This window comes from Helicobacter sp. NHP19-012, assembly GCF_019703325.1.
GTDB lineage: Bacteria > Campylobacterota > Campylobacteria > Campylobacterales > Helicobacteraceae > Helicobacter > Helicobacter gastrofelis.
The window spans coordinates 385,023-404,503 of sequence record NZ_AP024819.1 but is presented as its reverse complement, the minus strand read 5'-3'; the positions used below and the strand labels follow the sequence as shown (position 1 = coordinate 404,503).

Genomic DNA, 19,481 nt, shown 5'->3' with positions numbered 1-19,481 from the left:
GGGGCAAATGGCACGCAAAACCCCTTTAGAAAAAATTAGAAACATCGGCATCGCCGCCCACATCGATGCGGGCAAAACCACGACCTCCGAGCGGATTTTGTTTTATACAGGCGTGAGCCACAAAATCGGCGAGGTGCACGACGGCGCGGCCACGATGGACTGGATGGAGCAAGAGAAAGAAAGAGGGATCACCATCACCTCCGCCGCGACCACTTGCTTTTGGAAAGACCACCAAATCAACTTGATCGACACCCCCGGACATGTGGATTTCACGATCGAAGTCGAGCGCTCCATGCGGGTGCTGGACGGGGCTGTGGGCGTGTTCTGCTCTGTGGGTGGGGTGCAACCCCAAAGCGAAACCGTGTGGCGACAGGCGAATAAATACGGCGTGCCCCGCATTGTGTTTGTGAATAAAATGGACCGCATTGGGGCGAATTTCTACAATGTAGAAAACCAAATTAGAGAACGCCTAAAAGCCAACCCCGTGCCCATCAACATCCCCATCGGCGCGGAGGACACCTTCATCGGCGTGATCGACCTTGTTGCCATGAAGGCGATCATTTGGAACAACGAGGCGATGGGGGCAAAATACGAAGTGCAGGACATCCCTAGCGACTTGCAAGCCAAAGCCCAAGAATACCGCGACAAACTCTTAGAAGCGGTTGCCGAGCAAGACGAAGCCTTGATGGAAAAATATCTAGCCGGCGAGGCACTCAGTGAAGAAGAGATCAAAAAGGGCATTAAAACCGGGTGCTTGAACATGTCCTTAATCCCCATGCTCTGTGGCTCATCTTTTAAAAATAAGGGCGTGCAAACCTTGCTAGATGCGGTGATCGACTACCTACCCGCCCCTACAGAAGTGGCCGACATTAAAGGCGTGGACCCTAAAAGCGAGGAAGAAGTCCATGTGCAAAGTGGGGATGCGGGCGAATTTGCCGGGCTTGCCTTTAAAATCATGACCGACCCCTTCGTGGGGCAACTCACCTTTGTGCGGGTATATCGGGGCAATTTGGAGTCGGGCAGTTACATTTACAACTCCACGAAGGACAAAAAAGAACGCGTGGGGCGGCTCTTAAAAATGCACTCCAACAAGCGAGAGGACATTAAAGAAGTCTATGCCGGCGAAATTTGCGCCTTTGTGGGCTTGAAAGACACTTTAACCGGCGACACCCTTTGCAGTGAAAAAGACCCCGTGATCTTAGAACGCATGGAGTTCCCTGAGCCCGTGATCCACATTGCCGTAGAGCCTAAAACCAAGGCTGATCAAGAAAAAATGGGCGTGGCTTTAGGAAAACTTGCTGAGGAAGACCCCAGCTTTAGGGTGATGACCCAAGAAGAAACCGGGCAAACCTTGATCGGCGGTATGGGTGAATTGCACCTTGAAATCATCGTGGATCGTTTGAAACGCGAGTTTAAAGTGGAGGCGGAAGTGGGCCAACCCCAAGTCGCCTTTAGAGAAACGATCCGCAGTGCGGTGCAAAAAGAGCACAAATACGCCAAACAATCTGGCGGACGGGGGCAATACGGGCATGTCTTCATCAAGCTTGAGCCTAAAGAACCCGGCACCGGCTATGAGTTTGTCAATGAGATCAGCGGGGGCGTGATCCCCAAAGAATACATCCCGGCTGTGGATAAGGGCATCCAAGAGGCGATGCAAAGTGGGGTGCTTGCCGGCTACCCTGTCGTGGATTTTAAAGTAACGCTTTACGATGGCAGTTACCACGAAGTGGATTCGTCGGAAATGGCGTTTAAAATCGCCGGGTCTATGGCGTTTAAAGAGGCTTGCCGTGTGGCAAACCCCGTGCTTTTAGAGCCCATGATGAAGGTAGAGGTGGAAGTGCCTGAAGAGTATATGGGCGATGTGATCGGGGATTTAAACCGCCGCAGAGGGCAAATCAATGCGATGGACGATCGCTTAGGGCTTAAAATCGTGAATGCTTTCGTGCCCTTAGTGGAAATGTTTGGCTACTCCACTGACTTGCGCTCCGCCACCCAAGGGCGGGGGACTTACTCTATGGAGTTCGACCATTACGGCGAAGTCCCCGCCAACATCGCTAAAGAGATTGTGGAGAAAAGGAAGGGGTAAAACTTCATCTCTAAACATAGGGTTATTTGTGGTCGGCAATGGTGTTTATATGGGGCGTTTTGCCCTATGTTCTAGTATAAGCTATTGGATCAGCAATTCTCGTATATCCTCTGGTTTATAAACATGGCATCGTGTAGTGCATGGAAGCATTTGTCAGCAGATCTGTAGACTTGCAAAAACCTACTAAAAACTCTAAGACATCTCTTCGCTTGTTAAATCCCTCTTTAATGCGGGGCAAGAAAGTCATGTCCACTAGCATGCCATTGTCCCCGACTAGATTTTTTCACAAAAAGTCCATAAATTTACCCAGCTCTCTATGTTCCACTCGCCCTTAGCCAAAGTTTAGGGAGAGTCTTTTTTAATTTGTATCGTAACAAATGGAAGGCATGAAACCTTTACAAATCCCCCCACTTGAGCTTAAAATAAGGTTATAAAGCTACAATGAAGCTTATTGCCAACTTTAAGGAAGTGCATGCTAGTCCAACAAATGGGCGCACTCATCGGCTTTACCCCCCTTTTTAAATTCACCCACCACGACCACCCCCTGCCTAAAAACTCGTGCATTTACGCCAAATTAGAGCATTTAAACCCGGGCGGGAGCGTGAAAGACCGCCTAGCTAAGTATTTAATCGCCGAGGGGCTAAAGTCGGGGCTTATCACAGAGAAAACCACGATCATAGAGCCCACCGCCGGCAACACGGGCATCGCCCTAGCCCTTGTGGCTCTAGAGCATAAATTAAAGACCATCTTCGTCGTGCCCGAGAAATTCAGCCTAGAAAAGCAACAGCTCATGAAAGCCCTAGGGGCAAAGGTCATCAACACGCCTAGCCAAGAGGGCATTAAAGGGGCGATTGCCAAAGCTAAAGAGCTCGCTCAAGAGGTTAAGCACAGCTACCTACCCCTACAATTTGAAAATCCTGCTAACCCCAAGGCCTACATCCACAGCCTGGCCCCCGAAATTTTTAGCGAGCTGGGCACACAAATCACCAGCTTTGTAGCCGGGATTGGCAGCGGGGGGACCTTTGCGGGCGTGGCGACCTACCTTAAAGAGAAAATGCCGCATATCCGCTTGGTGGGTGTAGAACCCGAGGGCTCGATTTTAAACGGGGGCAAGGAGCACCCGCATGAAATTGAGGGCATCGGGGTGGAGTTTATCCCCCCCTTTTTTAAAGACCTAAGCATTGACGGCTTTGAAACCATTAGCGATGAAGAGGGCTTTCTTTACACAAGGGAGCTTGCTAAAAAACACGGGCTCTTAGTGGGCAGCTCCAGCGGGGCGGCTTTTGCGGCGGCTTTAAGGGAGGCACAAAGGCTACCTGAAGAGAGCCACATTTTAACGATTTTCCCCGACAAGGCGGATCGCTATTTGTCTAAGGGAATCTACAACACTTAAAGGACAACCATGCGCTTACAAACCAAATGCATCCACGGCGGCATTAGCGAGGATACGGCCACGGGGGCGGTGAGTGTGCCCATTTACCAAACCTCCACTTACCACCAAGAAAAAGTCGGGCAACACAAGGGCTATGAATACTCGCGCTCAGGCAACCCCACCCGTTTTGCTCTAGAGGAGTTGATCGCCGCTTTAGAGGGAGGGGTAAAAGGCTTTGCTTTTGCTTCAGGGCTAGCGGGCATCCATGCCACCCTTGCACTCTTTCAAAGCGGGGATCATGTCTTGCTGGGTGATGATGTCTATGGGGGCACTTTTAGGCTTTTTAACCAAGTGATGTCTAAAACGGGGCTCACTTATACCTTAATTGATAGCAGCGACCCGGCGCAAATTAAGGCGGCTATTCAGCGCAACACCAAAGCCCTTTATTTAGAGACCCCCAGCAACCCACTTTTAAAAATCACCGACCTTCAAAAATGCGCCACCCTTGCTAAAGAGCACAAGCTTATCAGCATTGTGGACAACACCTTTGCCACTCCCTATTTACAAAACCCTTTAAGCTTGGGGGCGGACATTGTGGTGCACAGCGCGACTAAGTATCTAGGTGGACACAGCGATGTGGTGGCTGGGCTTGTAACCACAAATAGCCAAAAACTAGCCCAAGAAATCGGTTTTTTGCAAAACGCCATTGGGGGGGTATTAGGGCCACAAGATAGCTGGCTGATACAAAGGGGCATTAAGACCCTAGCCGTGCGCATGCAAGCGCATGAGAAAAATGCCCTAAGTGTGGCAAAGTTTCTACAAGCTCACCCTAGAGTGCAAAAAGTCTATTACCCCGGGTTAGAAAACCACCCCCACCACGCCCTCGCTAAAACCCAAATGCGCGGCTTTGGTGGCATGCTTTCTTTTACGCTCAAGGATGAAAGTAGGGCGGCGGCGTTTATCGAGGGCTTGAAAATATTTACCCTTGCGGAGAGTTTGGGCGGGGTGGAAAGTTTGGTGAGCGTGCCTGCCTTAATGACGCATGCTTGTATCCCCAAAGAGCAACGCTTGAAAGCGGGGGTTACCGATGGTTTGGTGCGCCTCTCAGTAGGCATTGAGGATATAGGGGATTTGATCGAAGATTTAGAGCAAGCATTGAAAGGATAGCCAATGAAAAAAGCCAATGTAGAAAGTTTTAATTTAGACCATAGAAAAGTCAAAGCCCCCTATGTGCGGGTGGCGGGGCGCAAGGTGGGTACTGGGGGCGATGTGATCGTTAAATACGATGTGCGCCTAAAACAGCCCAACAAGGCACATATGGACATGCCAAGCCTACACTCTTTAGAGCATTTGGTGGCGGAGTTAATCCGTAACCATGCCGACTATGTCTTGGATTTCTCGCCCATGGGCTGCCAAACGGGTTTTTATTTGATGGTCTTAAACCACGACAACCGCGCCGAGATTTTAGACTTGTTGGAGAAAACCATGCACGATGTGCTGCAGGCTAAGGAAGTGCCCGCGTGTAATGAAATCCAATGCGGCTGGGCGGCTAGCCACTCTTTAGAGGGCGCACAAGGTTTAGCTAGGGAGTTTTTAGCCAAACGCGCAGAGTGGGAGGATGTGGGGGTTTAGAGCAATGCCTGTAAAATTGAGCCACTTTTAAATGGAGTGGTTGTCTTCAATTCAATAAAGATGGTTTTTAGCCTCTTTCAAGTTTTTTGACTTAGCCTTTCTAGGGGGTTGAGGGGGCGTTACACCCTTTTAATTAGGGGGTTTGGAGTGATGTGCTTTAGGTGGGTGGTTAAATCATTTATCAAATTAACTAAACTTAGTGCGTTGTTAAGATTAGTTTATTTAGAATCTTTTATGGGTGGTTTTATGGGCTGTGGGGGAGCTACCCCCTTTATGTATGTGCTGTAAACTCCAAAAAGCACTTGCTAGTGCTAAAAGAGCCCACACCGCACCCTAGTGTGGCTTGCTAAACTTAGGACAAAGTGCCCGTAAGCAAACGCCAAGCACTCACGCCATGCCCTAAAAACCCTTTGGGGTTAAAGACACCTCCAGAACTGCAGTAAAAGTGCCAATGTTTAGGACCTAATTCTCTAGTGAATTTGCGGTAAGTGTCATAGTCCCGTTTGTATTGATTCAAGCGTTTTTGCTCCTCCTCCTCAAAGCCGTATTCTTTGGCTAGGTAGGGCTGGGTGGCTAGGTATTCCAAAAGATCGAGTAAGGCTTTGTAATGCCGATAAGACACCGCCATTTTAAGCCACTTAATGGCTTGGTCGAACGCTTCAAAATAATAAAATTGTATGATTTCTGGCTTGGATTTGCCCTCCGTGAAAGCGAGCGTAAGGGGGTTAAACCCTCGTGTGGCGTGGTCGAACACAAGTTGTCTCGCGCAAAGTCCGCTCCCTAGTTGGATGCCCTTTTTATAGGCTTGGATAGAGTTTTGCTCCTCTTGCTCGCTCTCATGCCCATTAAAACATCTAATGTAGGTATAAAATTGCCCCAAATAATAACACCCGACATGGCAATCAAGGTCTATTGCCTTTTGAAACGCCTCTATGGCTTTTTCCACCAAACTCTCATCTTCGTACTCCTGATCCTCTTTGCTTGCCAGCCGAAGTCGATTGACAAAGGCTTGCCCCATCTCAGCCCACGCTTCTGTGTCGCCCTGCTTGGCTTGGCGTTTGAATAACTCTACTGCCTTTTTGTAATACTCGTAAGATTTGGCTTTAGAACCCTCATCTGTTTCGCCAAAATTATTGTATCGGCGGTACAACTCGCCCAAATGGCGGTAAGCCCGCCCTTCACCTAGCTCCCCTGCCTTTTCAAAAAGCTCTTTGGCTTTTTGGTGACAATTTTGCACCTTTTTGTCGGCAAACACATGGCAATGTTCTAAAAACTCTTTGTAGCTTTCAACATCAGGGTCGATCTCATCCTCGCAACTAGAAAGCCCCCTTTCTACAACGACCCCCTCTAACACCTCCCCACTCCCATATTCCACTATTTGCGTGTCTCCATTTTCCATATAAATTTTTCCAAGCTCCACCATTGCCTGCACGGAGCCTAACTCTATGGCTTTTTCAAAACAACGCATGGCCACATTATTATCCGGATATAGCACAATGCCCTCCACTGCCATCTTGCCTAATTCTAGCCAAGCCCCAGCACTCCCCAAGTCTTTGGCTTGCATATAATCTTTAAAGGCTTGCAGGGTGTTTGCGCCGTATTTCCATAAAGGTTTAACTTCAGGGGTATTTGAAGATTGGGTTGTTTGTGTTGTTTGTGGGGCTTGTTCTGTTTGGGTTGCTTGTGTGGGGTTTTGGTTAGTGCCCTGCAATAAATTTGCGTGGCTTTCTTGCAAAGTTTGCAATAAATTTTCTAAATCCTCTAAGGATTTAGATAAAATGTTAGCTTGCTCTAGGGCTTGGGTGCTTTCTGTACTCGATCTTAGTGCATTTAAAGCCGTGTTTGTTTTGACTTTGAGTTTTTTAAATCACGCTAGAGAGTTTTCTAACTCTGTATCGTCCTCTACGCCTTGGTTGTAGATGTTTTCTAAAGATTTGCCAAAAGTGGCAAGTGTGTCTAAGAGTTGGTTAAACTTGGTGCTTAAGTCTTCTAACTCTTCTTTAAAGGGGGTTAAATCACCCCCCATATCCTCCAACACAGATAAAAACAATCTGTGGGCGCGTTTAGTGGCTTTAAGCTCTTGACTTAGGTTGTTGTGTGCTTGTTGCATGGACCGATCCTTAATTAGCGTTTAAAAAAGCGTGTCTAGTTTATCTTTGGGGGCGCTTTCGTGATAGATAATGGCGACTCCGCTTTTGTAGTTCACTTGAGAGAAGTCAGGCACAACAGCGGTTTGTTTAAAAAAGGTGCTGGAGAGATAGAAGTTTGCCTTTTTCTCAAAAAATCCACCCAATTTTAGATTCAGGCAGGAGATTGTAAAAACACCCCTCCCCCACACTAGGCTCTAGCCAAGTGTATTTGTCTAGGTTTTCGTATTTGGCAATGATTTTTTGAGTCGTGTTGAAAAGTTGTTTGGCAATTTTAGGTTTGGTGTAGTAAGCATCCAGGTGGTTTTTATGATTCACTCTCATAACCCCACCATTGACATATTTTAAGGACATGGATAACCTTTTTACATTTGCTAAAATTTTAATAAAAGTTGTAGGGTAATAAAGCGTGGCTTTTAAAATCCAAAAGCTCCACTTGTTCAGCACCAGAGCCCACTCAAAACCCCTCTAAAAGCTTTGGGCGAAACAAAGGCTTTCTTAAGACTCAAACTTGAGATTCATAAGGCAGATGAAAAGTCCACGGCTTTGATAAAAAACCTTTGGTCTTTCACCACCAAGGACCATACATCATGGGCATGGCACTCATCATAGGATACATCCCCATAGGATACATGCCCATTGGAGACATTCCCATTGGATATAGACCATAAGGATACATGCCCATTGGATACATCCCCATAGGATACATCATGGGATTGTAGGGGATATAACCCGCCCCTGTGGGGGGCAAGGCAGAGAGGGCGAACTTTCCGCCGTGCGCAAGCTTGACCCCCGCTAAAAAGATGTTTTTGAAAGCACCATAATGCACGGGTTTAGACTCTTTGGCAATGTCGCCATTCTTATTGCCCACGCACTCGTTTTTCATCTCGCCGCATTCGTTTAAGGTGTCGATGTCGGGCAGTTTAGCGTCCACATCCTTAGGCACGCCCACCCAACACCCCCCAAGAAAGGCAACCATACTTAGACACCGAAAAGTCTTAACGACGGTCATTATTTAGAGTTTGACTTTGTTTTGTTTGTCTTGCTTAAATCTTTCACCCCCACATTCACGACATCCATAAAATCCGAGCGGAACTCGAGCTTTTTATTGCTAAACACGGGTTTGAAGTTGTTTTTCACCAAAGGGGCGGCATTGGCCTGGGGAGCGTGGCACTGCGTGCAGTTAAAGCGGGCATCGCTCACACTGTGGTTAGGCGTGGGGCGGTTGTGCCTAAAGTCGAACAAATGCGAAGCGGGCACGGGGGTTGCGCCCACCGTGGGAGCGACATCGGGCATGTGGCAACCTAGACATTGGTTATTGTCCTTGGTGATGGGCAGCAACCCGGTAGTGTCATGCGGGATCATGGGTGGGGCGTTCTCATAGGCGCGCTCAAAGCGTTGGCTCTCGCCCGGGGGGTTTTTGTGGAAGCTGTAATCTTGCAACTCTAGATCGTGTTCGTTCTCTAGGGGGGCTTTTCTTAGCCCAATTTGCGTGTCGCTTAGCAGTGCTTTCTCGGTTCTCTCTTGGTGTTTTTTGTGGCTGGTGTGTTCTAAAGCGTAAAGCCCACCGACAAGAACAACAGCCACTAACAAGGCGCGTATTTTCATGGAATGTCCTTAAGTTTTTTGGGATTATACCATATCAAAGTAACCTTATGGGTGATAATAAAAATGTATTTGCCCTACCTGCTTGGTTTGCAGTGCCCCCATTTCTTGCAACTCTTGTAGTTGCCTTGCACTCAAATAACACCGCGCCTCTTCTACGCTCAAAGGGCGGCACCTCAATAACTCCAAAAACGCCTCCTTGCTGCTGGGCACTTGGGTTTGCTCTAAAACCCGCTTAGGCAAACTCAAGGGCAAGCCTTGGAAATGCGCCATCAATTCCTGCAACTTAGCGGGCTCTAGGGGCTTGGCTTGGTGTGCGGGGGGGCGATCGATCGTGCTTAAGTCTATGCGCCTTAAGTTGGGCACTTGCCTTAAAAAATCTGCTAGGTCCTTGATATGCGCAGGGTTGTCATTGACCCCCGCCACCAAGAGCACCTCTGCCACCAAAAAGCCGCCATACTTGGGAGCAAAGTCTAAAACCCCTTCTAAGATTTTTGCTAAGGATAAATCTTTATGTGGGCGATCGATACGGCTAAAAACCTTTGGCCAAATGGCATCTAAAGAGAACTTGACAATGTCGTAATGCACCAACGCCTCTTGCACTTCAGACACGCCAAATCTAGAGCCATTGCTTAAAATCAAGGTCTGCACCCCTTTGGGGATCAAGCCCTGCATGCCCACAATCAAATCTTTTAAATACGGATACAAAGTCGGCTCGCCATTGGCGGTGGTGGTGCAGACATCTAAAGGGCTTTCGAGCTTGTCTAAGGCGGACTTTAGGGCGTTTAAGATGAGAGTAGGGGCTAAAATGTCTTGCATGTGCTCTTGGGGCTTTTTAGCCACAAGCTCACAATATAAACAATCAAAATTGCACTGCTTGGCTTGCCCCGACACATCGATGCCTAAAGACCACCCGAAACGGCGGGATTTGAGCGGACCAAAGATGGGGTTAAACAAGTTGCGCCACTTCTTCGCTGAACTTGCACTTTAGACAAGTGTTGACGCTGGGCTTTTTCTTGTAGGCTTTATAGACCATGAGATACCCGCACTCAGGGCAGGGCTTGTCAATGGGCGGGTAGCTGGTTAAAAAGTGGCAAGTGGGGTAATTGTTGCAGCCAAAAAAACCCCCCTTCTTGCTTCTTTTTTGCACGATCTGCCCCCCACACTCGGGGCATTTAAAGAGTGTGTCCTCTTGTTTGGGGGTTTCTTGGCGGATGTTCTTGCACTTAGGATACGCGCTGCAGGCCAAGAACTGCCCAAAACGCCCCCTCTTAAACACCATGGGCGATCCGCATTTCTCACAAGGGGGGTGTTCTTCTGTGCTTTCTTGGGGGACTTGGATGAACTTGCACTTAGGGTAGGCGCTGCACGCCACAAACGCCCCAAAGCGGCTCTTGCGCTCCACAAGCGGAGCCCCGCACTGCGGACAAAAGAGCCCCGTGGGCACGCTCACCTTTTGGGAGACAATTTGTTCCTTGCCCTCTTGGATTTGGTGCATGAAGGGGGTGTAAAACTCCATGAGCATTTGCTGCCACGAAGTTTTAGAGCTGGCGATCGCATCTAGTTTGTCCTCCAAACTGGCGCTAAAAGCCGCGTCCACGATGTTGGTGAAGTGCTTTTCTAAAACACCCACCACCACGAAGGCGTTCTCTGTGGGGGTAAGTTGCTTTTTCTCGAGCACGACATAGTCGCGGTTGATGAGCAGGGCGATGGTGGGGGCGTAGGTGCTGGGCCTGCCGATGCCTAGACTCTCTAGGGTTTTGACAAGCGAGGCCTCCGAGTAGCGGGGGGGAGCCTCGGTGCTGCACTCTTTGGCGTTAATGTGGCTTAGTTGCAAGGCTTGCCCTTCTTGCAGGGGGGGTAGGAGTTTGTCCTCGCTCTTTTCTTGCAGCACCTTTAAATAGCCCTCAAAGACCAATTTACGCCCACTGGCTTTAAAAGTGGCGTTTTCACAGCCAATAGACACGCTTTGTTGTTCAAAGAGCGCGTCCGCCATTTGCGAAGCCAAAAAACGTTGGTAAATCAAGGTGTAGAGTTTATGCTCTTCGGGTTTTAAATACTCCTTAGCTAAGGCGGGGGTGAAGCTTAAATTCGTGGGGCGGATCGCCTCGTGCGCCTCTTGGGCAGCTTTGTTTTTAGACGCGTAGATTTTAGGGGTTTTGGGGAGGTAGCTGTCCCCGTAGATTGTTTTAATGAAGTCCTTTGCCACGTCTTTGGCCTCTTTGGCGATGTTGAGGCTATCTGTGCGCATATAGGTGATGACCCCACTCACCCCCTCAGGAGTTGCCACGCCCTCATAGAGTTTTTGCGCGATGCCCATGGTCTTGGAGGGGCTATAGCCTAGATTTGTGGATGCGCTCTGTTGCAGGGTGGAGGTCATAAAAGGGGGGGGACTGGGGGAGACTTTGTTTTTCTGCACCACTTCTTGCACGCTATAACTCTGCTCTTTAAGAAAGGCGCACATTTGAAGGGCTTCTTCTTTGTCTCTCAAGCTTTGGCTTTTAACCTTTGCGCCCTTGTAGGTGTCTAGGCTGGCGTGGATGCCTTTAAAATCCCCCTCAATGTTGTAGTAAATGATGGGCTTGAAAGCTTGAATCTCTCTTTCTCGATCCACGACAATTTTTAGCGCCGCGCTTTGCACCCGCCCCGCGCTCATGCCCCTTGAGATTTTATGCGCCAAGAGCGCGCTTAAGCTAAAGCCAACGATGCGATCGAGCAAGCGCCTAGCTAACTGGGCGTTGATTTTATAGATGTCTAGGGTCTTGGGGTTTTCTAGGGCGTGCAAAATAGCGGATTTTGTGATTTCATGAAACACAATGCGCGGCAGGGTGAAAACGGGGTTATTAGTGGGTTGCTGGGTTTGGCTCTCCAAGTCAGCGATCTCTTGGGTGGCGCTGGATTTCTTTTTTTTATTTTTCTGTTCTTTAATCAAATAGGCGATGTGGTAGCCGATCGCCTCGCCCTCTCTGTCCTCATCGGTGGCAATGTAAATCTGCGCCGCGCTCTTGGCAAGGCTTAAGATTTGGGCGACTATGTCCTCGTGGTCCTTACACACGGCGTACTTAGGGTAAAATTTGTCCTCTTGAATGCTGATCCCCATGGCGTACTTGCTTAAATCCCGCACATGCCCCTTAGATGCGATGACTTGGTAGCTAGAGTCTAGGAAGTTAGCGATGGTCTTGGCTTTGGTGGGGGATTCTACAATGATGAGCTTTTTTTGCATGCAAAACTCTTTAATGTGGAATTTCTAACTATTAATTGCATTATAGAACATTTTTAAGGGGTTTATTGCTTAAAACCCAAGTCTCAAAAATGGAACAGCCATTGCTTGGTTGTGGACATAACAATTAGCAAAGGATGCAAAGATGAGTTTTCGGATCAACACTAATGTCGCAGCTTTAAACGCGCACACCATCGGGGTGCGCAACAATAGAGATTTAGCGAGTTCTTTAGAAAAATTGAGCTCAGGGCTACGCATCAACAAAGCAGCGGACGACGCTTCAGGGATGGCGATCGCCGATAGTTTGCGCAGCCAAAGCGCGAGCTTAGGTCAAGCTATCCGGAATGCAAACGATGCGATCGGGATCGTCCAAACCGCCGACAAGGCGATGGACGAGCAAATTAAAATCCTAGACACGGTCAAAACCAAGGCGGTGCAAGCTGCCCAAGATGGGCAAACCACCGAAACCAGAAAGGCATTGCAAAGCGATATTTTGCGCCTCTTAGAAGAATTGGATAACATCGCTGATTCGACCAGCTTTAACGGTCAAGAGCTCTTAGCCGGCAGCTTTTCCAACAAAGAGTTTCAAATCGGGGCCTACTCCAACACCACGATCAAAGCCTCCATTGGACCCACAGGCTCAGATAAAATTGGGCATGTGCGCCTTGAAACCTCAGCCATCGATCGGGCGGGCATGCAGGTGAGCGCAGGGGCGCATAACCTACAAGAAGTTACCTTAAACTTTAAACAAGCCAACGCCGTGAACGACTTTAAATTAGAGTCGGTTAAAATCTCCACAAGTGCGGGCACAGGGCTAGGAGCTTTGGTTGAGGTGATCAATAAAAACTCCAATACCTTAGGTGTGCGTGCATCGGCTGTTGTCATAGGGACGGGGGGGCAACCCGTGCAATCGGGCACGATTAAAGGGCTTGTCATCAATGGCGTGTTGATTGGCAGCGTTTTAGATGTGAAGAAGAATGACAGAGATGGGCGGCTCACCAACGCCATTAACTCAGTTAAAGAGCGCACGGGCGTGGAGGCTTATACCGACATCACAGGACGCATTAATTTAAAATCCCTCGATGGGCGCGCCATCGCCGTGCATGCTGTGAGTGCTTCTGGGCATGTGCTCGGGGGTGGGGATTTTGTGGGCGTTTCTGGCAATGCGCATGCAATTGTGGGGCGCTTGACCTTGATTAGACATGATGCCAGAGATATTGTAGTGAGTGGGGTGAATTTTAGCCATATTGGACTACACTCAGCGCAGGGTGTAGCGGAGTATACGGTGAATTTGCGCGCCATTCGGGGAGTCTTTGACGCCAATGTGGCGAGTGCCAGTGGGGGCAACGCCAATGCTGCCCAAGCCAAGTTAAATTTTAAGGGCATTGGAGCGGGGGTTACAAGCTTAAGGGGAGCGATGGTGGTGATGGACATGGCAGAGAGCGCACGCACACAATTGGATAAAATCCGCTCGGATTTAGGTTCGGTGCAAATGGAGTTGGTAACGACCATCAACAACATTTCTGTAACCCAAGTCAATGTGAAAGCCGCCGAATCGCAAATCCGCGATGTGGACTTTGCCGAAGAAAGCGCGACCTTCTCCAAATACAACATCTTGGCGCAATCGGGCAGTTTTGCGATGGCACAAGCCAATGCGGTGCAACAAAATGTCCTACGGCTCTTGCAATAGTGGGCACGCCATCGCTGTATGAGCGCAACTTAGAGGTTCTTAAGCTAAAAGACCCCCTTTTAGCCCAGCGCCTTTTAAGAGTGCAGGGCAATAGCAAGTATGAAGTCTTCATGCAACAAGACGACTTCAACATCATCGACACCGACACCAACACCCCCATTTTTGAACACAAACCAATAGAGCAAAACCTACAAAAATTTAAAGATTTTGCCCCCTACGCTTACACCCCTTATTTATATTTTTACGGCGCGGGCAATGGTGTGTTTTTCCGCTTGCTTTTAGCCTACGAACAGGTTAAACGCATTGTCATCATCGAGCCCGAGATTGAAATTTTATTCATCATCTTTAATCTTTTAGACTTTAGTCAAGAGATCAAAAGCGATCGCTTGATTTTTCTCTTGCAAAGCGCGTGTTCTTACCAAATGCTCGCCTCTTTATTCAACATGGACAAAAAGGCATGCTTATATGCGAAAGTCTTTGAGTTGCACATCACCTACCCCTACTACGAGCGTTATTTAAAGGATATCAAACGCATTAATTTAGATTTCATTAAAGCCCTAGAGAACGCCGCCATCGGGGTGGGTAATGACGCAAGGGACGCAATCATTGGCATTAAACACCATGTGGCTAATTTGCCCTTCGTGCTAGAAAGCCCTACTTTGCTAAACCTGCTAAGTGCCCTAAAAGCAAGAAACGCCACACACAACACAGCGATCATTGTCTCCACCGGACCTAGCCTCAATAAACAACTCCCCCTCTTAAAAGAAATTGCGCCCTATGCCACGCTCTTTTGCATAGACGCGTCTTTTCCCATTTTAGCCAAAGAGGGCATCAAACCCGATTTGGTGTTTTCTTTAGAGCGCGTGGAGGCGACCGCCAAGTTTTACACGGATACCCCCAAAGAAGCCCAAGAGGGCGTGATTTTTGCCATCACCTCCATCGTGCACCCCAAATTACACCAAGCCATCACTAAAGGCACCAAGCAATTTAGTCTACGCCCCTTTGGCTACACCAGTTTATTTGGTTTGCACGCGTACGGCTATTTAGGCATTGGCATGAGTGCGGCGAACATGGCTTACGAGTTGGTGGTGCATGCCCGTTTTGCCCGTTGCATTTTCATCGGACAGGATTTGAGCTTTGGCAAGGACGGGCACAGCCACGCCGATGGAGCTTTATATGGGGCTGATGAGATCGCCCCTAAGGAGGCGGGCTCTAAGGTGTTTATCCCGGCTTATGGGGGGCGTGGGGTCGTGGAAACCACAAGAATATGGAAACTCTTTTTAGACTTCTTTGAAAAGGACATTTACCACACCCCCTACAAGTTGGAGGTCATCAACGCCACAGAGGGGGGGGCACGCATCCAAGGGACGCTAGAATTGCCCTTTAAAGAGGCGGCAGATAGAGTGCGGGCTGATTGCAATCTTGTGCCTAAATCTCCTTTAAAGCTCATCCCCCCAAGCCCTGAGGTCAGCGCAAAGAACTTAAAAGAGGCGCATGAAATGTGTCTAGATGTCCTGGATTACTCCAAGCGGTGCAAAGAGCGCATTGAAGAGCTGTTTTTAGAAGTCGCCCCCTTCTTAGAGCATGTGGAAGAGTTGAATCAAAAGGGCGATCTAGAGAGTTTGGATTTAGGCAAATTAGAGGAGCTGAGCCAAAAAATCAACGACATTAAAAGCTTGTTTGACGAGCCGGAGTTTAATTATTGCTTCAACGATGCGATCCAATCTTATATCTTCCACCAAGAGCTAGACATTGCTAAAATCGTGGTGAAGCCCACGCCCACTAAAGAGGAGTTGCAAGCCAAACAATTAGATTGGATTTACGCCCATAAGTATTGGCTCTTTAGCTTAGCGGGGGGGATTAGTTGCGTGATGGAGGTGATTAAGCAGGCTTTGCAAACATGGTCGCCAAATCATTAAACAGCCCAAGCCCCAAGAGAGCCAATAAAAAGGCAAGACCTAGGGCGTTTAGGGCTTGTATTTGTTTAGCCGAAAGGGTGTGTTTAACCAGCCTTTCTATCCACAGCAGCACCAATTGCCCGCCATCAAGTAGGGGAATAGGGAGTAAATTTAAAAGCCCCAAATTGATGGAGATAAACCCCACGCTCAAAAACCATATTTCTAGCCCGCTTTGTTTGGCTAAAAAGTCCACAATCCCCACCACCGAGCTGACATTAGACAAAGGCAAAACACCCTCCACGAGCTTTAAGAGCCCCTGATAGGTGAGGGCGATTAATTGGGCGCATTGTGTGAGGGCGTGCTCTAGGGCTTGTAAGGGGGTGTAGTGGAAATAGAAAGTCTTATTTGTGGGTTTAATGCCCAGAACCTTAATAGTGGTGGGTTGATTAAACGCGTCTTTGGCGGGCATTTCTTTAAGCGTTAAGGGCAGGTTTAAGGTTGTAGCTCCCCTTTGTAGCCACAGCAGCACCGCTAAATGTGGGGCGTTTCTCACCGCTTTTTGCAAGTCCTCAAAGCTTTGAATGGGCGTGTTGTTTAAGCTCAAAATGCGATCGCCCGCTTTCAAGTGGTTGGCAGCGGGCATGTTGGGCAGAACCTGCCCAACTATGGGTTCTAAGCGTTCTTGGGGCATGAGAGCTAGGGCGGTGTAGAGCAAAAAGGCGAGCAAGAAATTAAAGAGCGGACCGCCTAGTAAGATGAGGCTTTTTTGCCAAAGGGATTTAGAGAGATAGCCGCCTTTGCCCTCTTGCTGCAAGCTCACATACCCCCCAAGCGGGATTAAAGACAAAGTGTATTCGGTGTTTTGATAAGTTTTTTTAAAGATTTTAGTGCCAAAGCCTAGACTAAAAACTTCTACGCTAATCCCACAAGCTTTAGCCACCACAAAGTGCCCAAATTCGTGGAAAAGCACCACAAAACCCAACGCCACTAGGGCTTCAAATGTCCCCATTTTGCACCATTTTATAATACTTTAGGATGTAATCCAGGCCTGAATAAAGGGTCGCGAACACCGCCAACGCCATTAAATAATCGCCCAGCACCACCCCGCCTAGGTGGATGTTTAAAAACAGCACAACAATGGCACACATTTGTAAAAAGGTTTTGTACTTGCCCCACAGACTCACGGGGATACTCTGCCCCCGACGAGACACCGTCACTCTAAGCCCGGCGATGAAAAACTCCCGTCCCAAGATCACAAACACCACCCACGCATTGATGCGCCCTAGTGCCAAAAGCCCTAAAAAAGCTGCAAGGATGAGGATTTTATCGGCGAGCGGGTCAAAGATTTCGCCAAATAAAGTCTTTAAGTGGTAGTTACGGGCGATGTAGCCGTCTAAAAAGTCCGTGCAGCCCGCGAAAGCAAACAGACACGCACTGCTGTAGTTTAGCCCTGTGGGCGAGATTTTAAACCACTGACTTGCGTGCAAAACCAAAAAGAGCAGGCACACGGAGAGCAGAATGCGTAAAATCGTCAGGGTGTTGGGGATTTGTTTGGTCCATTTCATGGGGTGTTGATTTGTTTTAGCCTAAAGAAACCCACAAAAATCATGCCCCATCCCACAAGCATGCCCACCAAGAACAAAAAACTAAAGAGAATCAAAGCCCCCCGCCCAACCCCCACAATGAAGAGCAAGAGTGTCAAACTGAAACCTAAAAGCAAAATCCCCTGTCTAAAATAGTGGTCCTCTGTAACGCGGCTGAGTTCATAAAAGAGTTTGTAAGAGTAGTAGGCGTAGAGAAAAAAGGTGATGATTTTAAAGTTAAAAATTTGGGTGATGCTTGCCTTGGGCACAGCGAGCAAGAGAAACAAAGAGAGCAAGGCATCGGCGATGTAGGGGAAGGCGACACAGCGGAAAATCAATAAATTGCGCCCCACTTTGGCGAGCTTATAATAGCCAAGGATCTGGCACACAAACATGCCAAGCCACAAGAGAAAATAAAACCCCACCGCACTAGGGCTTAGAGTTTTAAAGTCGGGGGTTGTGCCCTTTTGTAAGAGTGTGAGTGCCCCAAAGGCGGTCAGCCCCAAGAGCAAGACTAAAAGGGCATGGGCGGACAAAATGGCTTTTCGTGCCACCTGCAATTCAGCATTTTCGTGCAAATAAATGGTCATTAGACTTCATTTAAAGGTGGTGCCCCCATCCACCACGATGGTTTGCCCAGTGAGCCATGCGCTCTGCTCAGGGTCGCATAAGAAATACACCGCACCGGCTAAGTCTGTGGGGTTACCCATGCGTTTTAAGGGGGATTGCTCCTCCACTTTGGCTTTAATTTCAGCGTAGTCGGGAAAAGCCTTAAGCGCATCCGTGTCGATGGGTCCGCCGCTCACGGCATTGACACGAATGCCAAATTCGCCCAAATCCACCGCAGCGTATTTCACCATGGTTTCCACGGCGTTTTTGGAGTTGCCATGCCCGGCGTAGTTGGGCATGTAGACTAAATTGCCCGTAGAGCTCAAGGACACGATCGCCCCCCCGCCCACAAGCTTCATGCGTTTAGCCGCCTCTTGGGCTCCCACCACGAAAGCTAAGACGGTGGCAGTGTAGATATTGTTAAGCCCCTTGGGTTTTAAACGCATAAACGGGGCAAAGCCACCCACCACAGAGCGCCCGTAGATGATCGCGTTAGACACGAAACAATCCACCCGCTCAAAGTCGGCATCAATTTGTTTAAACAGCTCAATGTATTGTTCGGGTTCTAAGATGTCTAGGTGGTAGTACTTGGCTTTCACATGGCAATTAGCCTCTAGGTCGGCGGCGATTTTGGCGGCTTCTTCCTCGTTCTTGTTGTAAGTGAAAGCCACATTGACCCCATTTTGGGCGAATCGGTACAAAATGGCTTTGCCAATGCCCCGTGTCGCTCCGCTGATGACTAAAGTCTTGCCCTGCATACTCATTTCAATACCTCATATTTCTCTAAGATCGTTTCTAAAAAGCGCATGTGTTCATGGCTTGGCGGCACCAAAGGCAGGCGATACACTAAATGTTCTAGCAAGCCTGTCAGGTGCATGCACGCCTTGATGGGGATGGGGTTGCTCTCGCAAAAGAGAGCCCCGTTGATTTCATGCAGCGCATTGTGGATTTGTTGCCCCGTAGCAAAATCGCCCTTTAAGTCTGCCTGCACTAGGGCAGAGAGTTTATCGGGCAAGAGATTGCCCGTAACCGAGATCACGCCCACGCCCCCACTGGACATGATGATATGGTTGAGCTTGTCCTCTCCGCTATAAATTTGCATTTGTGGGGCAAGGTGGGCAAAATCCACGAGCCGCCCCGCCTGCCCCGAAGCCTCTTTAATGCCGACAATGTTGGGCACTTCGTTAAAGAGTTTCACCGCCGTTTCTACGGCAATTTGTGTGCCTGTGCGGGCAGGGACATCGTACAAAATTAAGGGTATCTCTACGGAGTGAGCGATCGCCTTGTAGTGCTCGAACAAGCCTTGTTGGGTGGGGCGGTTGTAATAGGGGCTCACGCACAAGAGGGCATCCGCACCCGCTTTTTGGGCGAACTTGGCGAGCATGATCGACTCGCTCGTGGCGTTGCTGCCCACCCCGGCGAGGACTTTCACGCCCTTGGATTTGCACACCTCTAGGGCGATTTCAATGCAGTGCATATGTTCTTCGTGGCTTAAAGTCGCCGACTCGCCGGTCGTGCCCACAGGCACGCAAGCGTCCATACCAAGGCGGATCTGCCTTTCAATTAAAGAAGCGTAGGCATTTTCATCCACGCTCAAATCGGGTTTAAAGGGGGTGATGAGTGCGCTTAGGGCGTGCAT

18 protein-coding genes and 1 pseudogene are annotated in these 19,481 nt (G+C 48.8%); 6 read left to right on the top strand and 13 right to left on the bottom strand.

Annotated elements, in window-relative coordinates; genetic code table 11:
* The first annotated feature begins 7 nt into the window (after window positions 1-7).
* Window positions 8-2,086 carry an elongation factor G gene (fusA, locus tag K6J74_RS02025; protein ID WP_221272245.1) on the top strand — a complete coding sequence of 693 codons (2,079 nt, stop codon included), beginning with the start codon at window positions 8-10 and terminating at the stop codon, window positions 2,084-2,086.
* 217 nt (window positions 2,087-2,303) lie between these two features.
* Here fusA and K6J74_RS08380 read toward each other — a convergent pair.
* A pseudogene (locus K6J74_RS08380) lies at window positions 2,304-2,411 on the bottom strand (Cj0069 family protein); the annotation flags it as partial.
* Between the two features lie 147 nt (window positions 2,412-2,558).
* Between K6J74_RS08380 and K6J74_RS02020 the strand changes: the two are divergent.
* Genes K6J74_RS02020 through K6J74_RS02010 form a run of 3 tightly spaced genes read left to right on the top strand, consistent with a single transcriptional unit; the run spans window position 2,559 to window position 5,090 of the window.
* Window positions 2,559-3,479: a PLP-dependent cysteine synthase family protein gene (locus K6J74_RS02020; RefSeq protein WP_221272244.1), complete on the top strand. Its 921-nt coding sequence runs from the start codon at window positions 2,559-2,561 to the stop codon at window positions 3,477-3,479.
* Between the two features lie 9 nt (window positions 3,480-3,488).
* Window positions 3,489-4,625 carry a cystathionine gamma-synthase gene (locus K6J74_RS02015; protein ID WP_221272243.1) on the top strand — a complete coding sequence of 379 codons (1,137 nt, stop codon included), beginning with the start codon at window positions 3,489-3,491 and terminating at the stop codon, window positions 4,623-4,625.
* 3 nt (window positions 4,626-4,628) lie between these two features.
* Window positions 4,629-5,090, top strand: a complete 462-nt coding sequence (locus K6J74_RS02010) for an S-ribosylhomocysteine lyase (RefSeq protein WP_221272242.1) — start codon at window positions 4,629-4,631, stop codon at window positions 5,088-5,090.
* A gap of 352 nt (window positions 5,091-5,442) precedes the next feature.
* On the opposite strand, the gene K6J74_RS02005 is transcribed toward K6J74_RS02010, so the two are convergent.
* From K6J74_RS02005 to topA, 7 genes are all read right to left on the bottom strand, one after another.
* Window positions 5,443-6,834, bottom strand: a complete 1,392-nt coding sequence (locus K6J74_RS02005) for a tetratricopeptide repeat protein (protein WP_221272241.1) — start codon at window positions 6,832-6,834, stop codon at window positions 5,443-5,445.
* 123 nt (window positions 6,835-6,957) lie between these two features.
* Window positions 6,958-7,200, bottom strand: a complete 243-nt coding sequence (locus tag K6J74_RS02000) for a hypothetical protein (RefSeq protein ID WP_221272240.1) — start codon at window positions 7,198-7,200, stop codon at window positions 6,958-6,960.
* A gap of 166 nt (window positions 7,201-7,366) precedes the next feature.
* Window positions 7,367-7,684 (bottom strand): hypothetical protein, encoded by a 318-nt coding sequence (locus K6J74_RS08375; RefSeq protein WP_260321647.1) that lies wholly within the window; start codon window positions 7,682-7,684, stop codon window positions 7,367-7,369.
* 121 nt (window positions 7,685-7,805) lie between these two features.
* Complete coding sequence (locus K6J74_RS01990; protein WP_260321646.1) at window positions 7,806-8,216, bottom strand: U1 small nuclear ribonucleoprotein; 411 nt, start codon at window positions 8,214-8,216, stop codon at window positions 7,806-7,808.
* A 32-nt stretch (window positions 8,217-8,248) separates the two neighbouring features.
* The gene (locus tag K6J74_RS01985) at window positions 8,249-8,845 is read right to left on the bottom strand and encodes a nitrate reductase cytochrome c-type subunit (protein WP_221272238.1); all 597 of its coding nucleotides are present in this window, start codon (window positions 8,843-8,845) and stop codon (window positions 8,249-8,251) included.
* Between the two features lie 45 nt (window positions 8,846-8,890).
* Window positions 8,891-9,799 carry a radical SAM protein gene (locus tag K6J74_RS01980; protein WP_221272237.1) on the bottom strand — a complete coding sequence of 303 codons (909 nt, stop codon included), beginning with the start codon at window positions 9,797-9,799 and terminating at the stop codon, window positions 8,891-8,893.
* The gene (gene topA / locus K6J74_RS01975; protein ID WP_221272236.1) at window positions 9,792-12,065 is read right to left on the bottom strand and encodes a type I DNA topoisomerase; all 2,274 of its coding nucleotides are present in this window, start codon (window positions 12,063-12,065) and stop codon (window positions 9,792-9,794) included. Before topA ends, K6J74_RS01980 begins: the two co-directional genes overlap by 8 nt.
* 142 nt (window positions 12,066-12,207) lie before the next feature.
* Between topA and K6J74_RS01970 the strand changes: the two genes are divergently transcribed.
* Together K6J74_RS01970 and K6J74_RS01965 are read left to right on the top strand one after the other, a co-directional pair.
* The gene (locus K6J74_RS01970) at window positions 12,208-13,752 is read left to right on the top strand and encodes a flagellin B (RefSeq protein WP_221272235.1); all 1,545 of its coding nucleotides are present in this window, start codon (window positions 12,208-12,210) and stop codon (window positions 13,750-13,752) included.
* Window positions 13,752-15,671 (top strand): motility associated factor glycosyltransferase family protein, encoded by a 1,920-nt coding sequence (locus K6J74_RS01965; RefSeq protein ID WP_221272234.1) that lies wholly within the window; start codon window positions 13,752-13,754, stop codon window positions 15,669-15,671. Before K6J74_RS01970 ends, K6J74_RS01965 begins: the two co-directional genes overlap by 1 nt.
* On the opposite strand, the gene rseP is transcribed toward K6J74_RS01965, so the two are convergent.
* Genes rseP through dapA form a run of 5 tightly spaced genes read right to left on the bottom strand, consistent with a single transcriptional unit; the run spans window position 15,634 to window position 19,481 of the window.
* A complete protein-coding gene (gene rseP / locus K6J74_RS01960) occupies window positions 15,634-16,659 on the bottom strand; it encodes an RIP metalloprotease RseP (protein ID WP_221272233.1) in 1,026 nt (341 codons plus the stop codon). The genes K6J74_RS01965 and rseP overlap by 38 nt on opposite strands.
* Window positions 16,646-17,215, bottom strand: a complete 570-nt coding sequence (pgsA, locus tag K6J74_RS01955; protein ID WP_221272232.1) for a CDP-diacylglycerol--glycerol-3-phosphate 3-phosphatidyltransferase — start codon at window positions 17,213-17,215, stop codon at window positions 16,646-16,648. Before pgsA ends, rseP begins: the two co-directional genes overlap by 14 nt.
* Window positions 17,212-17,823 (bottom strand): phosphatidylglycerophosphate synthase, encoded by a 612-nt coding sequence (locus K6J74_RS01950; protein ID WP_221272231.1) that lies wholly within the window; start codon window positions 17,821-17,823, stop codon window positions 17,212-17,214. The genes pgsA and K6J74_RS01950 overlap by 4 nt, the downstream gene beginning before the upstream one ends.
* A 6-nt stretch (window positions 17,824-17,829) precedes the next feature.
* Entirely contained in the window at window positions 17,830-18,600 is a 771-nt protein-coding gene (locus tag K6J74_RS01945; RefSeq protein WP_053829737.1) for an enoyl-ACP reductase, read from the bottom strand.
* A gap of 2 nt (window positions 18,601-18,602) precedes the next feature.
* On the bottom strand, window positions 18,603-19,481 hold the full coding sequence (gene dapA / locus K6J74_RS01940; protein WP_221272230.1) for a 4-hydroxy-tetrahydrodipicolinate synthase: 879 nt from the start codon (window positions 19,479-19,481) through the stop codon (window positions 18,603-18,605).

Coding starts and splice junctions, on each gene's coding strand:
- fusA (WP_221272245.1), top strand. CDS start 8: ATGGCACGCAAAACCCCTTTAGAAAAAATTAGAAACATCGGCATCGCC.
- K6J74_RS02020 (WP_221272244.1), top strand. CDS start 2,559: ATGCTAGTCCAACAAATGGGCGCACTCATCGGCTTTACCCCCCTTTTT.
- K6J74_RS02015 (WP_221272243.1), top strand. CDS start 3,489: ATGCGCTTACAAACCAAATGCATCCACGGCGGCATTAGCGAGGATACG.
- K6J74_RS02010 (WP_221272242.1), top strand. CDS start 4,629: ATGAAAAAAGCCAATGTAGAAAGTTTTAATTTAGACCATAGAAAAGTC.
- K6J74_RS02000 (WP_221272240.1), bottom strand. CDS start 7,200: ATGCAACAAGCACACAACAACCTAAGTCAAGAGCTTAAAGCCACTAAA.
- K6J74_RS01990 (WP_260321646.1), bottom strand. CDS start 8,216: ATGGTTGCCTTTCTTGGGGGGTGTTGGGTGGGCGTGCCTAAGGATGTG.
- K6J74_RS01985 (WP_221272238.1), bottom strand. CDS start 8,845: ATGAAAATACGCGCCTTGTTAGTGGCTGTTGTTCTTGTCGGTGGGCTT.
- topA (WP_221272236.1), bottom strand. CDS start 12,065: ATGCAAAAAAAGCTCATCATTGTAGAATCCCCCACCAAAGCCAAGACC.
- K6J74_RS01970 (WP_221272235.1), top strand. CDS start 12,208: ATGAGTTTTCGGATCAACACTAATGTCGCAGCTTTAAACGCGCACACC.
- rseP (WP_221272233.1), bottom strand. CDS start 16,659: ATGGGGACATTTGAAGCCCTAGTGGCGTTGGGTTTTGTGGTGCTTTTC.
- pgsA (WP_221272232.1), bottom strand. CDS start 17,215: ATGAAATGGACCAAACAAATCCCCAACACCCTGACGATTTTACGCATT.
- K6J74_RS01950 (WP_221272231.1), bottom strand. CDS start 17,823: ATGACCATTTATTTGCACGAAAATGCTGAATTGCAGGTGGCACGAAAA.
- K6J74_RS01945 (WP_053829737.1), bottom strand. CDS start 18,600: ATGCAGGGCAAGACTTTAGTCATCAGCGGAGCGACACGGGGCATTGGC.
- dapA (WP_221272230.1), bottom strand. CDS start 19,481: ATGCACGCCCTAAGCGCACTCATCACCCCCTTTAAACCCGATTTGAGC.